The organism is Leucothrix mucor DSM 2157 (assembly GCF_000419525.1).
In the GTDB taxonomy this organism is placed as follows: domain Bacteria; phylum Pseudomonadota; class Gammaproteobacteria; order Thiotrichales; family Thiotrichaceae; genus Leucothrix; species Leucothrix mucor.
The window spans coordinates 3,323,481-3,341,867 of sequence record NZ_ATTE01000001.1 but is presented as its reverse complement, the minus strand read 5'-3'; the positions used below and the strand labels follow the sequence as shown (position 1 = coordinate 3,341,867).

19 protein-coding genes and 1 riboswitch are annotated in these 18,387 nt (G+C 49.1%); of the genes, 11 read left to right on the top strand and 8 right to left on the bottom strand.

The features are described 5' to 3' along the window. The first annotated feature begins 4 nt into the window (after positions 1-4). On the top strand, positions 5-814 hold the full coding sequence (locus LEUMU_RS0115200; RefSeq protein ID WP_022953147.1) for a thiazole synthase: 810 nt from the start codon (positions 5-7) through the stop codon (positions 812-814). A gap of 151 nt (positions 815-965) precedes the next feature. On the opposite strand, the gene LEUMU_RS0115195 is transcribed toward LEUMU_RS0115200, so the two are convergent. Beyond that, positions 966-2,123, bottom strand: a complete 1,158-nt coding sequence (locus LEUMU_RS0115195; RefSeq protein ID WP_022953146.1) for a hypothetical protein — start codon at positions 2,121-2,123, stop codon at positions 966-968. Between the two features lie 94 nt (positions 2,124-2,217). Here LEUMU_RS0115195 and thiE point away from each other — a divergent pair, with 94 nt between their 5' ends. Further along, positions 2,218-3,765, top strand: a complete 1,548-nt coding sequence (gene thiE / locus LEUMU_RS0115190) for a thiamine phosphate synthase (RefSeq protein ID WP_022953145.1) — start codon at positions 2,218-2,220, stop codon at positions 3,763-3,765. Positions 3,766-3,863: 98 nt separating this feature from the next. Next, a complete protein-coding gene (locus tag LEUMU_RS26305; RefSeq protein ID WP_022953144.1) occupies positions 3,864-4,802 on the top strand; it encodes an XdhC family protein in 939 nt (312 codons plus the stop codon). A 26-nt stretch (positions 4,803-4,828) separates the two neighbouring features. On the opposite strand, the gene LEUMU_RS0115180 is transcribed toward LEUMU_RS26305, so the two are convergent. Together LEUMU_RS0115180 and LEUMU_RS0115175 are read right to left on the bottom strand one after the other, a co-directional pair. Further along, positions 4,829-5,137 carry a type II toxin-antitoxin system RelE/ParE family toxin gene (locus LEUMU_RS0115180; protein WP_022953143.1) on the bottom strand — a complete coding sequence of 103 codons (309 nt, stop codon included), beginning with the start codon at positions 5,135-5,137 and terminating at the stop codon, positions 4,829-4,831. Beyond that, a complete protein-coding gene (locus LEUMU_RS0115175; protein ID WP_022953142.1) occupies positions 5,137-5,403 on the bottom strand; it encodes a ribbon-helix-helix domain-containing protein in 267 nt (88 codons plus the stop codon). The genes LEUMU_RS0115180 and LEUMU_RS0115175 overlap by 1 nt, the downstream gene beginning before the upstream one ends. A 465-nt stretch (positions 5,404-5,868) precedes the next feature. Between LEUMU_RS0115175 and LEUMU_RS0115170 the strand changes: the two genes are divergently transcribed. Together LEUMU_RS0115170 and LEUMU_RS0115165 are read left to right on the top strand one after the other, a co-directional pair. Then, positions 5,869-6,180 carry a type II toxin-antitoxin system HigB family toxin gene (locus LEUMU_RS0115170; RefSeq protein ID WP_022953141.1) on the top strand — a complete coding sequence of 104 codons (312 nt, stop codon included), beginning with the start codon at positions 5,869-5,871 and terminating at the stop codon, positions 6,178-6,180. Beyond that, entirely contained in the window at positions 6,180-6,638 is a 459-nt protein-coding gene (locus tag LEUMU_RS0115165; RefSeq protein WP_022953140.1) for a helix-turn-helix domain-containing protein, read from the top strand. Before LEUMU_RS0115170 ends, LEUMU_RS0115165 begins: the two co-directional genes overlap by 1 nt. Positions 6,639-6,772: 134 nt before the next feature. Here LEUMU_RS0115165 and LEUMU_RS29430 read toward each other — a convergent pair whose 3' ends face one another. Together LEUMU_RS29430 and LEUMU_RS0115160 are read right to left on the bottom strand one after the other, a co-directional pair. After that, on the bottom strand, positions 6,773-6,847 hold the full coding sequence (locus LEUMU_RS29430) for a Fic family protein (protein WP_425411609.1): 75 nt from the start codon (positions 6,845-6,847) through the stop codon (positions 6,773-6,775). Between the two features lie 214 nt (positions 6,848-7,061). Further along, positions 7,062-8,297 (bottom strand): ATP-binding protein, encoded by a 1,236-nt coding sequence (locus LEUMU_RS0115160; RefSeq protein WP_022953138.1) that lies wholly within the window; start codon positions 8,295-8,297, stop codon positions 7,062-7,064. A 133-nt stretch (positions 8,298-8,430) separates the two neighbouring features. Between LEUMU_RS0115160 and LEUMU_RS0115155 the strand changes: the two genes are divergently transcribed. Beyond that, on the top strand, positions 8,431-9,297 hold the full coding sequence (locus LEUMU_RS0115155) for a mechanosensitive ion channel family protein (RefSeq protein ID WP_022953137.1): 867 nt from the start codon (positions 8,431-8,433) through the stop codon (positions 9,295-9,297). 188 nt (positions 9,298-9,485) lie between these two features. Here the strand turns inward: LEUMU_RS0115155 and LEUMU_RS0115150 are convergent, their stop codons facing one another. After that, complete coding sequence (locus LEUMU_RS0115150; RefSeq protein ID WP_022953136.1) at positions 9,486-9,686, bottom strand: CsbD family protein; 201 nt, start codon at positions 9,684-9,686, stop codon at positions 9,486-9,488. Between the two features lie 536 nt (positions 9,687-10,222). Between LEUMU_RS0115150 and LEUMU_RS0115145 the strand changes: the two genes are divergently transcribed. Then, complete coding sequence (locus LEUMU_RS0115145; RefSeq protein WP_022953135.1) at positions 10,223-11,224, top strand: alpha/beta hydrolase; 1,002 nt, start codon at positions 10,223-10,225, stop codon at positions 11,222-11,224. 100 nt (positions 11,225-11,324) lie between these two features. Here LEUMU_RS0115145 and LEUMU_RS0115140 read toward each other — a convergent pair whose 3' ends face one another. Next, on the bottom strand, positions 11,325-12,335 hold the full coding sequence (locus LEUMU_RS0115140; RefSeq protein WP_022953134.1) for a LacI family DNA-binding transcriptional regulator: 1,011 nt from the start codon (positions 12,333-12,335) through the stop codon (positions 11,325-11,327). 158 nt (positions 12,336-12,493) lie between these two features. Here LEUMU_RS0115140 and manD point away from each other — a divergent pair, with 158 nt between their 5' ends. Then, positions 12,494-13,711, top strand: coding sequence for a D-mannonate dehydratase ManD (manD, locus tag LEUMU_RS0115135; protein WP_022953133.1), 1,218 nt, complete (start codon positions 12,494-12,496; stop codon positions 13,709-13,711). A gap of 67 nt (positions 13,712-13,778) precedes the next feature. Next, positions 13,779-14,918, top strand: a complete 1,140-nt coding sequence (locus tag LEUMU_RS0115130; RefSeq protein WP_022953132.1) for a Gfo/Idh/MocA family protein — start codon at positions 13,779-13,781, stop codon at positions 14,916-14,918. A gap of 178 nt (positions 14,919-15,096) precedes the next feature. On the opposite strand, the gene LEUMU_RS0115125 is transcribed toward LEUMU_RS0115130, so the two are convergent. After that, positions 15,097-16,437, bottom strand: a complete 1,341-nt coding sequence (locus LEUMU_RS0115125; protein WP_022953131.1) for an MATE family efflux transporter — start codon at positions 16,435-16,437, stop codon at positions 15,097-15,099. 213 nt (positions 16,438-16,650) lie between these two features. On the opposite strand from LEUMU_RS0115125, the gene LEUMU_RS0115120 reads away from it, so the two are divergent. After that, a complete protein-coding gene (locus LEUMU_RS0115120; RefSeq protein ID WP_022953130.1) occupies positions 16,651-17,034 on the top strand; it encodes a SpoIIAA family protein in 384 nt (127 codons plus the stop codon). Between the two features lie 65 nt (positions 17,035-17,099). Continuing rightward, complete coding sequence (locus LEUMU_RS0115115) at positions 17,100-18,029, top strand: glutaminase (protein ID WP_022953129.1); 930 nt, start codon at positions 17,100-17,102, stop codon at positions 18,027-18,029. A 222-nt stretch (positions 18,030-18,251) separates the two neighbouring features. Then, positions 18,252-18,357, top strand: a riboswitch (TPP riboswitch). The last annotated feature ends 30 nt before the right edge of the window (positions 18,358-18,387 follow it).

Genomic DNA, 18,387 nt, shown 5'->3' with positions numbered 1-18,387 from the left:
GGTAATGTCTGAAAACATAAATGATAACCGTGATCGCTGGAGCGTTTACGGCAAAACCTTGAGCAGTCGCTTCTTTATCGGCACGGCGCTGTACCCTTCACCTGAGGTGATGCAGCAGTCTATTTTAGCCTCCAAAGCGGACGTGGTGACGGTGTCATTACGTCGTCAATCGCCAGGCCAGCAGGGCGGTAATCAATACTGGGAATTGATCAAAGCCAGTGGTTGCGCGTTGCTGCCCAATACCGCCGGTTGTCATACCGCTAAAGAAGCGATTACGTTAGCGCAGATGTCGCGGGAGTTATTTAAGACGGACTGGATAAAGCTGGAAGTGATTGGTGATGATTACAATCTGCAGCCCGATCCTTTTGCCACACTGGAAGCCGCCGAAACGTTGGTGACCGAGGGCTTTAAAGTATTTCCGTATTGCACGGATGACTTAGTGCTTTGCCAGAAATTACGGGATGTGGGTTGCGAGGTATTGATGCCTTGGGGCTCGCCAATTGGCACGGGGCTGGGTTTGTTAAACCCCCATGCATTGCGCACGATTCGGGAGCGTTTACCGGAAATGACCTTGCTGGTGGATGCGGGAATTGGCAAGCCTTCGGATGCTTGTCGGGCAATGGAGTTGGGTTTTGATGCGGTGCTGTTAAATACCGCCGTGGCACAAGCGCATGATCCCGTGGTGATGGCGGGAGCCTTTGCTAGTGCGATTGAAGCGGGGCGTAGTGCCTGGCGTAGCGGCATGATCGAAGCGCGGGAAGCGGCTTCGGCTAGCACGCCAACTATTGGTACACCGTTTTGGCATCAGTCTTAAGCCCTAGACGCTGAGACTTAGGTGCTGAGACTTAGGTGCTGAGAGTTAGGTATTAAGCGCTAAGTGTTGAGTTAGTAAATGAGGGTTCGTGCGATAAGTAGCAGCCTCCCCTAGTGTGATTGCTCGCACTTGGGGGAGGTGAAATTGGCGATTATGGGAGTTTGCCTTGTGCCTTTGCCGCTTGAACAAAGTCGCGGGTATATGCCTCTAGCGCTTTGGTATCAATCTTAAATTTACCAGCCGCCAGTAGCTTTTCCAGTTTGGCTGTTTCCTCCTCAAGCGAGCTGGGGCGGAAGCTGCTGACCAAGCGACTACTCCAAGGCATCAGGTCGGGCAGGGTGACGTACTGTGCGCCCGGAGGCCCATCGCGACCGAGGAGTTTACGGTTCTCGCCCAAGCGACCTTTGAAGGTGTAAAACGCATCGGAGGCCGGTAGAAATTTGAGTTGATAATCCTGCTCTTGCTGGCCGTGAGTGATATCCCAGCCGGCCATCATCGGTTTGTTTTTAGCGGTTTTATAGAACTCGATGGTGTCGGCATCCACGAAGGAAATTCCGGGGTGGCGGGTGAGTTCTTTGCGGTGAAGATACAGTTCGTTAGATTGCAGCGCGACATCCACGGCAATGCGATCATTTGCCCCAAGCGTGGTGCTGTAGCTGGTTTTCTGATCGGTGAGTAGCCACGTGGTTTTGTAGTTATGTTGTTGCAGCATCACGGCTAAAGGTTGGTTTTGATAAAGCACCACGGCAAGGCCGACATAGTGGTCGAGCTGGTGCCAGTCTTCTGTGTCGCCGACGGTTTCCATGGCGAGGTATTGCCAGGTGCTCAGGCCTTTGAGCAGGCCACTTTTTGGGAAGACCAAATTGTAGTTAAGAAAAGTGAGTGGGTACTGCTTGCCGTCGTGTTCCAGTACGTCTTGGTCGATGCGCCCATACACCACCGGTGAGCCAGCGTTGCCGCTTGGCTTGTGGCGAAACTCGGCTTTGGTGTCGGCTTTATATTGGTTGAGTAGTGCTTGATCGACCTTGTCGCTAACCAGTTTGTCATCAACATACAACGCGCCATTGGCAATATAGTCTTGGTAAAAATCAATAAACCGAGGCTGGCCTTCTGCCATAAATACGCGTGGGCGATATTGAGTAAGCAAGGCTTGCGCCGTGGCATCGGGTAGCGCATCGGAAGGCTGGTTGCTTGCGAAGTAATGATCAAAGCCCGGAAACTCGCTAAATAGGGTTTGTTTTTGGCTGCAAGCGCTGAGCCCTAAGCAAAGGCTGGCAATGATCAGGCATTGCTTAAATCGATGAGTCATTAATGGCTCTTTTTTGAATAAGTGGATGGGCCAGTATAGGGTGGCATCCTTGATAAATCAGTAGTTTTTTATCGCATAACAGGAATGGTAATCAATGATTAATCCGGTAATTTCAGTCTCACAGCCTCAGGCAGCGGCCTCCGTTTTATTGATTGGTGGCGCGGGGCTGCAGGCAGATTGGCGAGTGGTACATGCGTTAGGGATGCATGCCTACAGCGTGACGACGGCGGTGACGGCTCAGAATAATACTGAGGTAAGTGAGTTGGGTGTATTGCCTGCTTGGCAAGTGACTGCGCAATTAGAAAGTGTGATGCAGGCCTTAAAGCAAGCCGATGCACAGCCTTTAGCGGCGATTAAAATGGGTATGCTGGGTGATGAGTTAGTTGTGGCTGCGGTGTGTGATGCGGTCCTGCGGCTGCGGGAACAAGGCCAGTCGCCACGTATTATTATTGATCCTGTAATTGCGGCTAGCTCAGGGACGAGATTGCTTACGGAAGCAGGTGAACAAGCGCTTCGGGAGCAGTTGCTTCCGCTGGCGGATGTGATTACTCCAAACCTTAATGAGCTGGCTCAGTTAACTAGTTTGCCTGTTTCAAGCGTGTCTGAAGTTGAGACCGCAGTGAATGCTTTGTTGGATACTGGAGCTACGTCAGTGTTACTAAAAGGTGGCCATTTTAATCCAGAGAGCGCCACTTCCAGTGACTACTTTGCGAGCGATAGTTTGCGCTTTTGGCTAATGGGAACCCGTTGGCCGGAGCGTGCCAATGTGCGAGGCACTGGTTGCTTATTTGCCACGGCGATTGCCTGTGCCAGTGCGCAAGGTTACTCGGTGGCTGATGCCATTGTGTTGGCTAAAACACTGGTGAGTCGGGGTATTCGCCAAGCAGTGCCCGTCGCCGGAGCCTATCAAGCGTGCCTAGGCGATGTGAGTCCGGATGACTGGAGCGTCGATTATCAAGACTTTCCGCTAATGACGCCTCAGTCACCAGAGGCCCCGCGACCTGAGTTGGCGCGTTGCGATACACTTCGACTAGGAATCTACCCTGTGGTTGACTCTGTGGACTGGGTTGAAAAGCTAATTGACTGCGGCATCACCACCATTCAACTGCGACTCAAAACCGATACCGATAACCCGCCCAGCGAGCAGGCGCTGGATACGCAAATTCAACAAGCCGTTTCGGTGTGCAAAGACCGCAATATCCGCCTGTTTATTAATGACCATTGGCAGCTGGCGATTAAGCACGGCGCATATGGCATTCACCTCGGGCAGGAGGATTTGTATGAGGCTGATTTGCAGGCGATTGCCAACGCCGGTTGCCGCTTGGGTGTGTCGACTCACAGCTATACCGAAGTGGCGCGCGCGCTGTGGGTGAACCCGAGTTATATCGCGCTGGGGCCGATTTATGCGACGACCAGCAAAGCCATGCCTTGGGTTCCGCAGGGGGCGGCAGCGGTCGAGCGTTGGGTGGAATTGCTGGATGGCGAGTATCCCTTAGTGGCGATTGGTGGGATTAATCTGGCGCGAGCCCAGGCCTTGAGGGCTACGGGCATAGGTTCGGTAGCGATGATTTCGGCGATTACCAAAGCGCCTGATTATCAAGCGGCGACGGCTGAGTTGCAGGCCGTATGGGACTCGCAATGAGATCTAATACAGCTTAGCCATCAGATCTTCTATAATGAGCGGCCGCTCGACAATCCGCGACGAGTGAGGCTTAACAGGAACAGGAGTTCGCTCGCGCCATGATGAATCAGGATTTACTCATATTACAGACGGCACGCGATTGGTTGCGGGCAGGTCATCAGGCCGTGTTGGTCATCGTGGCGCAGACTTGGGGCTCGTCCCCGCGACCGCCGGGGTCAATCATGGCACTGCGTGATGATGGGCATGTAGCAGGCTCGGTCTCGGGTGGCTGTGTGGAAGATGACATGATTATGCAGGTGCGCGAGCAGGGCATTCCCCAGCAAGCGGGGATTGTGAGCTATGGCGTCGATCAGGATCAGGCGCGGCGCTTCGGGATTCCTTGTGGTGGTACTTTGCGTTTGGTACAGGAGCCGTTGACCACTCCGGACAAGCTGGATGAGCTGCTGGAATCACTGGCGCAAGGGCAACTCATTCGCCGAACACTGCAGTTATCAGATGGCAGTGTGACGCTGGACAAAGCGCAAGCTGGGCAAGATTTAGAACTCACGGAAACGCAATTCACCGCCATCTTTGGCCCTCGATATCGCGTGCTGCTGATTGGGGCAGGGCAGCTCTCTGCCTTGCTGGCGCAGATCGCGTTGAGCTTGGACTTTGCGGTGACAGTGTGTGACCCCCGCGAGGAGTATTATGATGAATGGGCCGTGGCTGGCGCTGAGTTAGTGCGCACGATGCCGGATGATACTGTGCTGTCCATGAAGCCGGATGAGCGCACCGCGATTATTGCGCTGACGCATGATCCGAAGTTGGACGATATGGCGCTGATGGAGGCGCTGAATACGCCAGCGTTTTATGTGGCCGCGTTGGGGTCTAAGTTGAATAATGACCGGCGGCGAGAGCGGTTATTAGAGTTTGATTTGACGGCGCAGCAGATTGAGAGATTGTATGGGCCGGCGGGATTGTTTATTGGGAGTAAGACGCCGGCTGAGATTGCGGTGTCGATAGCGGCGCAGATGGTGGCGGTGCAGCGGGGTGTTTAGGAGCGAGATTGACTGGCCTGTTGATGTCAGAGTTCCTCCGAAAGCCTATCCATAAGGTTCATACTTTGATGCAGAACTGTCGCTATACCAACAGACCCATCAGACAACTCACGCCAATAAATAAAGTGCTTTTGATAAGCAGTGTAGTATCCAGAAACCTCGTACTTCGCAGGAATATTACGCCATAAGACTTCACGGTTTGCGATCTTTTCAAAGCACAAGAACATACCCGTAATGTACTCTTTAGCTTGGTTTTCTCCCCAGTTATCCCACGTATACAAGTAAATTTCGTCAATGCGGTGGCTAGCTGCCTTTAGGACTTTATATTGCGCCATTAAGATGACCGCAGTGCGTCATTGCGTTTGAAAATATCTTCAGCGGTCAGAGGGGTGTAGTCTTCTTCGGGGGCTGAGAAAGCAAGCTGCAATTCGGCTTTTAGTCGCTCAAACTGGTGTTGCTCTTTGCGTTGCTTATCCTGGCGAATTAGGTCACGAATGTATTCGCTGACGTTGTCATAATTGCCGGTGTCACTGATATTTTCAGCCACAAAGTCACAGAGTGAACCGGTGACTCTTACATTTAAGCTCATTGTACTTGCCATAAGGCAACTCCTAAGATTACTGATATTTGTAAATATATTATTTAATATTCTTTACACTTTCAATAGTTGCTTGGTTATATGGTCTGCGTCTCGTGGTCGGGTCAGATAGTCTTTTATCACATCAGGAGAATGTGAGTTTTTCAGCAGTTGGCGGAATATCCCTGTGTGCTGCATCGAAAGCGGAGTTTGAGTAATGCGGCTAAGGCGTTGTTGGAGATACCATCAATGACCAACTAGTTAGAAAATATTTGGCTGCCGAAACTAGTCGATCAGGTTGTTTACTTATCACTTTTGCTAAAAGTCGAGGCTGGGAACATCCTGACACTGGGCAGGATATCGATTTAGCAGAGCTGAAAATGTTGCCTTCTTGCGTTTGCACTGTCGCTTAGCAAGGTGAGTTCACATGTTGTTAACGGTGGTGAGGCATGATACAGTTAACAACATGTGAACCGAAGAGAGCGAATAGTGCACGTTATATCAAAGAAACCATTTTCTGATGCAGCAGAAAAGTATCCAAATGACAGGGAATCAATCATGGATACATACAACGTTCTGAGGAAGGGTGACTTTGAAACACCTCTTGCATTGAAGGAAGTATTTAGCTCGTTGGATAACTTCAAATACAAAGATAGGTGGTGGATTATTGATATAGGCGGTAATAATTTAAGGCTGATGGCTGCTATTTTGTTCTCTAGCCAACGAATATACGTGAAGTACATTGTCACACATGCTGAGTACGACAAGCTAACAAACCGATATAAGAAAGGAGAACTATAATGCTAGCCGTAAAACAAGACACCCTAACTCGCTCTTTTCTGGGGTTTGCTTCAGAGGCGTCTAACTTGCTGCATATTAAAACAGAGCAGGATTATAACGATGCACTTGAAACAATCGAGCATTTATTTGATGAAGCAAAGGACGAGATAGATGACCCTTTGAATGACCTGATAGATCTTATTTCAAGAGCAATCGAGAAGTACGAATTAGATCAAGAGGCAATCGTTAGTTTTCATAAAGAGGCTGACGGTATTGATCAGGAGGTTTCTGTATTGAGAGTGCTTATAGATCAACATGCCCTCTCACTTTCCGCATTCAAAGATGAGATTGGTTCGAAATCGTTGGTGTCTATGATTTTGAGTGGGAAAAGGAACCTGACTAAAGAGCATATCAGCAAGTTGTCTGTGCGCTTTAACTTGAATCCCTCTGTGTTTTTCGACCTTAGTAAAGCGGTTTAGGTCTACTCAAGTCACACTGTATCAATACCTAGGGGTGCTAGAAGGTCTGCAGAGTTAGGCCTCTTTGGTTCTGGTCAAGGCTATCTTGTACCAACCCATTCAACAACTTAGCAAACGGGCCAATATTGCATTCATCAAAACCGACCCGTGCGGCCATTGCTATCCATGTAGGGATGAATGTACACAAAGAAAAAGTGTCCCAATAGCACGTGCAGCCAGCGTATGGTGTTGTGCCAAAATTCGCTTATTGTGTTGTGTCATAGTTCGCTAATCATGTCATTTAATTGCTCGCACTTCGCCTGCTTGCAGAGCGCGAAGTGAAGATTCGGCATTAAAGTCATCATGATCTAAGCACCCTCAATGGGGCACAATAGGGCGTGTTCTCATAGGATTGAGTGGTTAACCGACGACATACTTACAAGCTCAAATACACCCCGCCGGAATCTGCACAATCCTATCCGCTAACATCCTAACCTCAGTACTATTATTAATCACAACTCCTAGCGGGAGATCATTGTCTTTCACAAAGCGTTGTAAGGCGGCGAGTTGTCTGGCGCTGGTTTGCTGGCCAAATTTAATCTCAATTGGCAACACACCAAAGCTGCCTTCCAGCACTAAATCAACCTCTGCACCGTTCTTCGTTCGATAGAAGTAGTAGTCCCAGCGGGTCACTTCAGTGGCTTGAATGCCCTTGATGATTTCCTCAGTGACGAAGGACTCAAAGTTATGACCCACTTGTGGTGAGCGCAGCAAGGCTTCACGGCTTTCAATGCCTGCCAGATAATGCGTCAAACCACTATCACGAAGCTGCCCTTTGGGCATTTTAAGCAGGGATTTACTGGGTGTGTTTTCATAGGATGGAATGGTACGCCAGACATAGGTTTTATCCGCAATTTCCAGATAATCCCGAATCGTTACTTCGCTAACATCAACCGACCGCCCCAGCTGTGCTTTGTTGATGATAGTGCCGGATAGTGAGGCCAGCATATTCACAAATCGTCGGTAGCGGATGCTGTCCAGTCGTGGGAATAGCTGTTTGATATCGCGGTTTATATAGGTCTGGTAATAGTTTTCCATCCAAGCGCTGTAAGCAAAATCACTGTCCGCCAGTATTGGCTCCGGATAGCCACCTTTTAGAAAATAGGGGATCACATCATCTGTGGCAGGCGTTAGTGTCTTTAACCAAGCCGCCGACTCGTCGCCCAATGGTTGTGAAAACAGCTGATAAAAATCGGGTAGGGGCTGTTCCAGTATTTCATTGACCTTCAGGGTACCAATTTCAACGATCGCAATACGTCCGGCCAGAGATTCACTGGCGTGTGCTAGCAGGTCAGGTGAGCTGGAACCGGTTAGTATAAAACGCCCTTTTTCTTCACGCTTGGCATCAATGACTCCACGTAAATGGCGGAATAGGCCAGGGTCTTCCTGCGCTTCATCGATAATCAGGTGACGGGGGTATTCGCTAAAGAAGAAGTCATAATCGCGGGAGATCAGATCATGGTCTTTGCTGTTTTCTAGGTCGAAGTATTGCCACTCAGGGCGCAGTGCTTGGCTGAGGGTGGTTTTGCCCGTCTGACGTGCGCCAATGAGCAGAACTACGGGAAATATATCCAATAGCTTGTCTATTTTACGATAGAGATTTCGTTTTAAACCAGTCATATCCTAACTCTACGCTTGGTTTTTACTGGTGTCTAGCCATGTTAAGCTGCATAAGCAAGACCTCATGCAGCAACTTCTATACACTAAGTCACTCAACAGCCAGGCTTCTATTAGCAACTCAGGAGAAAAGTGGATGGAACCAATCTCAATATTATTATCCCAGTTACGTGATATGGCGCGTGAGGCAATCTCCATATTGCCACAATTATTGATCTCTATTTTAGTGATCGTGCTGACTTACTTTGCCGCATCTTTAGTGCGCAAGCTGGTCCGAAGGATCTTCAAAAATAGCCGCATGCGCCCCAGTTTGGCGAACCTGATCGTGATTCTTTCTTCCATGGGAATTTGGGTGATCGGTATTATGGTGGCTGCCATTATTGCCTTTCCTAATCTGACTCCAACCAAAATGCTTGCGGGCTTGGGTATCGGTTCGGTTGCGATCGGCTTTGCATTTAAAGATGTGTTTGAGAACTTCTTGGCAGGCATCATTATTCTGCTACGCCGCGAAATGCGGATTAATGACTTTATTGAATGCGTGGGTCTGGAAGGTAAAGTTGAGAATATTTTGGTTCGGGAAACTCATGTACGCCAGTCCGATGGCCAGCTGGTGATTATTCCGAACAGCATGTTATTCAAGAACCCTGTCATCATTCGCACCGATCTTGATCAACGCCGCACGACGATTATTTGCGGTGTTGCTTACAGTGAGGATGTGGAGCGGTCGCGCTCTGTGATTACCGCAGCGGTGGTGAGTTGCGAGAGTGTTATATCTGACTCCAGACCGGTGCAGGTATTTGCTCAGGAGTTTGCGGATTCTTCAATAAACTTTGAAGTGACTTGGTGGACAGGCTCTAAACCATTAGACGTTCGCTATTCCCGCGATGAAGTTATTCAATCAATTAAATCAGCTTTAGATGACGCGAATATTGAAATTCCATTCCCATATCGCACGCTTACTTTTAATGAGTCATTGAAAGTAGAAAAGCAAGGCTCAGAATAAATAGAGTTTTACTTAATGTTCAAAGCCATTTTTTAATAATCTTGAAATGAAACTTTTAGGAAATAGCTTGATAATTTACTAAGACAGTTTTCATTATATAAAAAAGGTGCCTTTCGGCACCTTTTTTGAGTCTCGTTACAAATAAATACTGTCACTATTTACTCGTCGATATTATTTAATCTGGAGCGTTACTGATTGCTGTTAAGCCAATCTCGTACTTGCTCTTCAGCTTCATCTTTCTTAATACCGTATCGCTCTTGAATTTTTCCAACCAGCTCTTGGGTGTTGCCTTCAATGACGTCTAGGTCGTCATTGGTTAGCTCACCCCACTGTTGCTGTGTTTTGCCTTTAAGTTGTTCCCACTTTCCTTCTAATATATCGGTGTTCATATCTAACTCCTATATTTAAATTAAAATGTTTTCTGCTATAAAGCAAATCTGCTGTGAAAATTATTACCCAAGGTTTGAACTAGATATTAATTAAGTACGAACTAAGTGGTTATCAGCGGATTTGTGTAAAGCCTAACATGATTTTTAGCGATGTAAATTTACAGATTCTTAATGTGGGTCTGTATAAGTTGGTGCTTATAAGGTGAGTTTTTTTATTTTACCAGTTAGGCGCTGTTAATAATTAACTTGTTTTTTATAAGGTGCGGCGGGTTTATATTTAGTCTTTCCAGTTGATTTAATTATTTGTTATTTTTATAGGTGAAGCTTTGTAAGCTAGTTGTTAAAACTCAACTAATAGAGGCATTGATCCCAATAAACCACCGCCGCAAACCAAGGTCATAACCCCTCTATACAAGGCAGCCACACCAACCCACCGAACAGACCATTGCACAAAACCATCCCAAACCCTGCACAATTTCTGCAAATCTCCCCCTTAGACTAGAATCAAACCAAACCCTAACGAAGAAGTGACCCACATGAGCATCATTAGTCGTCGCACCATCAAAGGTCTGGTCGCGTTATTTATCTGCATAATTGTTGTGCTACTGATTGTCGCGAACCAGATTAATGCGGCCATCTTTTCGCCGCCGCGTCGGGCACTTCAGGAGTATCACATGCATCGAATTAATAACCCCGCCGACTATGGTCTGAGCATTCGCAGCTACGATTGTCTTAATGGTCAAGTGCCGTGCTTACTTGTGGAGCCGGATGGGCTTGCCGGAGTGGGTGTGCGAGGCAAACGACTACGCCAACAGCTGGCAGAAAACGGGGTTGAGCTGCCAGCCTATGGGCGCGTGCAAGGCATTATCGTGCTACTGCATGGGCGCAATGGCCGCAAAGAAGATTTGTTACCAATCGCCGAGCGCTTTGTGGCGGCGGGCTTTCGCTGCGTGCTGCCCGATTTACCCTCGCATGGCGACAGTCCCTTGGAGGTAACCAGCTTTGGTAGTAGTGAATTTGAGCGCCAATTGCCAGCTAAAGTACTGGAGGACATCCGCAGCCATTTTTCCTTGCCCGATGAGCCTGCCGCCTTATGGGGGATGTCGATGGGTGGTGCGTTTGCTGTGAATGCCGCCGGAGAACCCAGCGCAAACTGGGATGCGATGATGGTGGTGAGCAGTTTTTCGAGCTTAGAAACGGTATTGGAATCGCATGTACCAGAGAAATGGCATTCGCTATTTCCGGTGCTAGTGTCATTGCTGGGGGTTGAGCGCAAGCTGCAGCAGCTACCGACTATTCGCGAGATTCAGCCTGCGCATGTGGCTCAGCAACTTAAGCTGCCAGCCTTATTGGTGCATGGTGATCGGGATCGCTATGTTCGGATGGAGGAGGGCAAGAACCTGTATGCATCATTGGCAAGTGATAATAAAAAATGGCTAACAGTACCGGGCGGTGGTCATCGCAGTGTGTTATCGACGTCGATGCCGCTTTATTCCGAAATGAATACCTGGTTGGCGCGAGTGCTGGCGAATCAGTAGGTTATTCTGGAATAGCTCTGGAATAGCTTCTGGAGTGGCTTTCGGCGTTGTTTCCGTGGTGTAAACTCGTCCATCATATGGATGAGTTTACATGCGTAATCTATAGCGCCGCGCAAGATTCCCGCTTAATTAACTCACATGGCAGCACCACTTTTTTTACCGTCTGGTCATCACTCATAATGCCATCCAACAGAATTCTCGCCGCCTCAAGCCCCATGGCATAAGGGTTTTGCGCAACCACGGTCACCGGCACTTTAAAGTGCTCCACCATAGGAATTTCATCAAAGGCCACCAGCGAAATATCCTGAGGAATATTCACATCAAGCCGCCTAAAATCGCCCAACAAGGTTTCAGTAATGGCCAGATACAAAGAGAGAAACGCGGTCGGCGGGTTCTCACTATTTAAAATCGTATCCGTCGGTGTTTCCAGTCCATTATCCCGGGACCAATGCTGGATAAGCTCAGGCTCAACTGGCAGCCCATGCTTTGCCATTGCCTTGGTAAAGCCTTCCAGCCGCTCCCGTCGAGAGCGCCGCGATCCGGCATAATCTAAGGTGTAGGCACATATCCGTTTATGGCCCAGATTGATCAGGTGCTCAGTGGCCTCAAACGCGCCTTTTTTATTATCCGCTAATACGATGCTGGCATTCAAATCGTCATATTCCAAATGCATCAACACGACTGGAAATCCGGAGTCGATCTCTTTTTGGATGATGGCATTATTGCTGCCTGAGGTGGCGATAATAATGCCATCCACCCGCAGCTGCCGAAGCTTCTTAATCGACTGCTTTTCTATCTCCGGATCAAAGTCCGTATTGTAGATCAGCACATCGTATTTATTGCGTTTGCAGAAGTCATCAATGCCGCGAATCATGCGGCTGGTGAAGTGTCCGCAAATATCACGAACGATCACACCAATGGTCATGGTGTTTTGATTATTGAGGCTGCGCGCAATGTGGTTTGGCGTGTAGTTTAACGCTTCAATACTGTCTTCGATCCGCTGCTTTGTCTCGGACGACATGCGGGCAAAACGACCATTCAGATAATGTGAGACAGTGCTTTTAGAGACGCCCGCGTGCTGCGCGACGTCTACCATTCTAATTTTACTCATCGCGCTACTGTACCTGATTTTGCCCCTATTGCGAATCCAAAGCACAGGCTAAAAAACACGGCAGTTGACAGTAAGGTAGGCTCTATACAATAATAAAGGTATACCGGTATACCTAAAAGCTTTTTAAGCAGCCGGCATTCCTGAGGGAGGATAACGAATTGATTATTAGTGACGTTAAAGTCATCACGTGCTGCCCCGGTCGTAATTTTGTAACCTTAAAAATTATCACCGAAGATGGCACGTACGGCATTGGGGATGCCACGGTGAATGGCCGTGAGCTGGCGGTCGATAGCTACTTGCGAGAGCATGTCGCGCCATGCCTGATCGGGCGCAATGCGCATGATATTGAAGACATTTGGCAGTATTTATACCGCGGCGTGTATTGGCGCAGAGGCCCAATTACCATGGCGGCCGTGGCTGCGGTCGATATGGCGCTGTGGGATATAAAAGGCAAAGTCGCAGGCTTGCCGGTGTATCAGTTATTGGGTGGCAAAAGCCGTCAGGCAGTGACCACTTACGCACATGCCAGTGGCGATACCATCGACAGTACGTTGGATGTGATGGGTGACCTGGTGAGTCAGGGGTTTAAAGCGATTCGTTTGCAAACTTCAGTGCCAGGGCTAGAGGGCAGCTATGGGCTGTTAGGCGATAAAAAGGATTACTTTGAATTGCAGAGTAGCCGCTCCTTGCCACCGGAACAGCCATGGTCGACCACTAAATATCTAAACAATGTCGTTGGTTTGTTTCGCGAAGCCAGAGCCCGCTTTGGCGATGAGATTGAGCTGCTGCACGATGTTCACAGCCGCTTAACGCCCATCGAAGCCGCCCGTTTGGGCAAGATGCTAGAGCCTTATAATTTGCTATTTCTTGAAGATGCCGCCATCGCGGAGAATCAGGAAAATTACAAAGTCATCCGCCAGCACACCACCATTCCCTTAGCCATTGGCGAGACTTATAACACGATTTGGGATTGCAAAGATCTCATTCAAAATCAGTGGATTGACTACATTCGAACTGCGGCAACGCATGCCGGTGGCATTACGGGTTTGCGTCGAATTACTGACTTTGCGGCAATTTATAACGTGCGCACAGCACCCCATGGCGCGCCGGATTTATCCCCGATTTGTTTTGCGGCTCAGGCGCATGTTGATATCTGGGCACCGAATTTCGGGATTCAGGAGTTTGTGGGTTTCGGCACTAGCGACTCGGACAAGGTGTTTTCTTATGATCACTCAGTCAAAGACGGGATGATTCACGTTGGCGATGCGCATGGCTTGGGTGTCGATTTTAATGAAGCGGCGGCAGCAGAGTTTCCCTACAAGCGCTCTTATTTGCCAGTAAGTCGTTTGGAAGATGGCACGTTATGGCATTGGTAATGTGTACGTTGGTGAAGCAGGCAATGGCAAAGCGCGATTGCAGAATCTATGAATTAAGGAGTTGGAAATGAGTAAGACATTAAGCGTTTTAGTATTGGGTTCGGGCTTTGCGGGTGAAGGGCATGTGGATGCATTTCGACGTGCGGGTGCTGAAGTGGTGGGTATGGTGAGTCGTACCCAAGAGGTGGTGGAAGCGGTTGCGGCGAAGCTTGGCGTTCCGTATGCCGGTACCGATTGGGAGCAGGCACTTCGCGATTGCAAGCCCGATATCGTAAGCATTGCCACACCCGGTGGCGCGCACTATGAGGCCGTAATGGCGGCGCTGGATGTCGGTTGTCATGTGTACTGCGATAAGCCGATGGCTGAAAGCTCGGAGCGCGCACGGTTGATGTATGAAAAATCTGTCGAGAAAAACTGCAAAACCGCTTATGCCGCTTGCTATCGATATATGCAGGAAGTGCTGCATGCCAAGCGCCTGATCGAAAATGGCGCGATTGGTGAGCCGCAGGAAGTGGAGTGCATTTCTCACTTTGATCTTGATCCACTAATCCCATTTGGCTGGTCGCATCAGGAAAGTCAGGGCGGCGGGCGTTTGAATAATAACTTCACCCATTTGCTATCCATCGTCACGCATGTGGTCGGTGAAAAGGTGCTGGCAATCAGTGCCGATGTACGCAATGACATGGTAAAAGCGCCGGTGGTTGAGGGTGTCCACAACTTTACCGAGCGTCGCAATTACATCCCGAAAGATTTGAATTCGCCGGATTTGGAATGGCGGGAAACGGATGTGGAATGGTCGTACACAGTGATGGCTAAGTTGGAAAGTAGCTACCAAGCGGCGCGGCCTGTTTCGGTGCTGTTTAAGCATGGCGGCTTGCAGCCAAGATTCCATGAAGATCATCTCGCGTTTTACGGTAGCGAAGGCGCGATTTATATTAAAGGGCATTATGCCAAAGGGCCGTTGTATTTGAAAAAGCGCGGTGGAGCGTGGGAGGAGATTCCAACGCCTGAGGATATCAATGCGCTGGTGCCGGATATTGAGGATGACACGCTAAGAAACTGGGCGCATTTGGCGGCTGAGTTTGTGAAGGATATTAGCGGTGAGCAGGTGGAGCCGTATCAGACGTTTAAAGATGGCTACCATTATCAGAAGATTATTGATGTAATTCGTGAGAGTGATAACTGGACGGCGATTGAATCAGTGTAGATTTCAAGCTCAAACGGTAGTAAGCACTCAACGCAGAGGCAAGCAATGCGGGTATTACGCGTTCTGGAAAACCTTGTAGGCCAGTATATCAACTACTCTGAAAACGGTACGCCACCCGCTCTTAACTGGAGAGTAGGGTGGTCAGAATGCCGGTGTCTGGCAGTATCCCCCTGTAATGTTAGCCCGCATAACTGGCAAGCTTCCTCATTAATGTTTTCCTGAACGGATAAAACTTCAGTATTTCATCCAGCAGTATCACCCCAAATACCAGCGGCAAGGGTGCCCTAAGGTACACAAGCAGGATGCAAGTTGGGATGGCAATCAACCATTGGGTGATGAGGTTAATCCGGACAATAATATAGCTCTCACCCATTGCACGAATCATATTGCCACAGAACATATTATTGACCCGAAAGATGGGGATCAGAACATAAATCGGTGCAATCAGCGCTAATGCCAGAATAGTGTCGGCCGATAGATTACTATACAAGTGCGGTATCGCCAGACTAAACAGGTAGAAGCCAATCACCATTACGATGCACATCAGGACCGACACAAATTTGGTTTGCTGGACTAAATTCGGAATCGTTATATAGTCTTTTTTGCCAAGCTTTTGGCTAACCAGAATCGTGCTGGACTGCGTCCATGAGTTAACAAATAAAGAGCCGACTTTTATCCATGGCAAGATCAGTGTGATCGCCGCAAAAGATGAGACGGGTAGCTGAGCAAACAGTGCCTGAAACACTAACATGCCGGTGAACAGCACGATGAAGTTTAATGTCATCGGCATTACCTCATCAAAGTGTGCGCACAACGAGCTGCGGTCGACCCGCATAAATCCGGCAACATAGCCTTGAATAACCTCCCGCTTAAACTGGTAAGCCAGATAGATCAGGCGTAGCACAATCGCGATCACACTACCCCAAGCCGCACCCGCTAAGCCAAGCTCCGGTGCACCCCATAACCCATGAATCAGCGCGGCGCTGCACAGCACATTCACCGGAATTTCCAGCAGAAAACCATACAGTGGAATGCGGGTTCTCTTATAGGCGTTAAAGTACGAGACGACAATTTTGGTGAGAGAGGAGGCCAGCAACATCAGCAATGAGATTTTGACATAACTGGCGGCCAGTACTGCCACGCGATCATCGTGAGTGATGAGATGAATTAACGCATCGGCCCCAAACCACAGGGCGATGACGGCGGCGAGTGAAAAGCCGATACTGAGTATCCAGCCGCAGGCAGTTTCCAAGCCGATCTTGTTAATATCTTCGGTGCCCACTGCGCGGGATAACACCAGTTGAGTCCCATTACCAATCGCAAACTGAATGCTGATCACAAAGGCGATTAATGCGCTGCCAATGCCAAAGGCGGCAACTGAAACATCGCCCAGCGAAGCCACTAAAAGCAAATCCACGATAATCACGGATTCCATTAATATCGCGTTCAATGCCATTGGCCAGGCTACCGAGGCAATGTGGCTTAAGGTCGGCCGGTCCAGATTTTTTAGTATGTGCATTGGGCGTTTCGTCACCGATAGAGTTTATTGGAAATCTAACATATTAGATGTTTGATTTATATCTCATAAGCGACTATCACTGCATGTAGATTGATGTTTTACAGGGTGCGGTGGGGAGCAATCCTGTGATTATTGCGTGTCGTGCTATGCTAATTATTAAGACTGCCAGCAAATTGTCAGTGGTGGTCAAGCCGATCAATACAAGGAGTAGCTATGTTTACAGTCACGCCAAATGGCGAAAACCGTCTCGATATTGAGATAAAAGGCAAGATCGACACCGAAATCATGACCGCTGCGCTGGACGCACTGGCGGAGCATTCCAAAGACATCACTCACGGCAGAATGCTATATACCCTGACTGATTTTAATTGGCCATCGTTAGGCGCAATCGGGGTAGAGTTCTCCCGTTTTCCGACACTGTTTGGTTTAATTCACAAGTTTGACCGCGCGGCGTTGCTAACTGATGCGCAGTGGATTAAGAAGATTGGCGAGTTTAAAGGCATGGTGATTCCGGGGATGGAAATTAAGTCGTTTAGTCTGGACCAAAAAGCCGAGGCAGAAGCTTGGCTGGAGCAGACGCAGGACTCATTGTCTTAAAGCGATACGCTTGCTGCGGGTTTCGCGCTACCATTGCCGACTTTAAGACATAAAGAAGTTTCGTCATGCATGATATGCAAGCAATCCTTGATGACATCGCTACCAAAGTCACGGCTTTACCCGATCGCGGCAAGGTAGCGACCTACATTCCGCAGCTGGCTTGCGTCGATCCCGATCAGTTCGGGATGACTGTCGCACTGCCGGATGGCACGGTTTACAGCTCCGGCGATGCGCAAACCCTGTTTTCCATTCAAAGTATTTCCAAAGTATTCACGCTGACCATTGCGTTGGGTAAGTTGGGTGATGCGCTGTGGCGACGGGTGGGGCGTGAGCCATCGGGCGATCCGTTTAACTCCATCGTGCAGTTGGAAATGGAGCATGGTAAGCCGCGAAATCCGTTTATTAATGCCGGTGCAATTGCGGTGGTGGATGCGATTATGATGGGGCATCAGCCTAAAGAAACGATTGCTGAGATTTTGCAATTTGTACGTTTTATTGCCGATGATAATAGTATCTGCATGGATGATCGGGTGGCGAAATCGGAGCTGCTAACCGGTGACCGCAATGCCTCGCTGGCGCACTTTATGGCGTCTTTCGGGCACTTTAAAAATCCGGTCGATTTTGTACTGGGAACTTATTTTCATCAGTGCTCGATTGCCATGAGCTGTGAGCAACTGGCGAGAGCGGCGCTATTTTTAGTCTCGGATGGTTTAAATACCAGCAACGGCACGCGAGTGGTGTCAGCACAGCGCGCGCGACGGATTAACTCCCTGATGATGATGTGTGGCCATTATGATGGCTCGGGTGAGTTTGCGTTCCGGGTTGGTTTGCCGGGGAAGAGCGGTGTGGGCGGCGGCATTATGGCCGTGGCACCGGGTAAGGCGTCGATTGCAGTTTGGTCGCCGGGCTTGGATCATGTGGGGAATAGTAAGTTGGGTACGATTGCGTTGGAGATGTTGGCTGAGCGGACTGGGTGGTCGGTGTTTGGTCATTAAGTTTTGGGGGCGCACGTCTTGGGTGCTTGCCTTGCTCACTCAAGCTGCGCTTGAAATGATTCGCCGCGACAAGCACCCAAGACGTGCTGGATTGCGCGGAGGCGAAGTGCATCGCTAACTTATTAGTTGTGGGAGTCTATTTAACTCTAGGGCAGTTGCCATGAGTCTTACGTAGGCCTAATGCCACTATTCGCTAAGTCTCAAAACTAATGATAAACTCGACCGCTGCTCTCGGGGAGCCTGATTAATCAGGCTGAGATGTTTCCATAACAGACCCGTAGAACCTGACCCGGCTAGTACCGGCGTAGGGAAGAGTTGCTGGTCACCGTAGTTACAGCCTTCTTTATCCTGCCCCGAG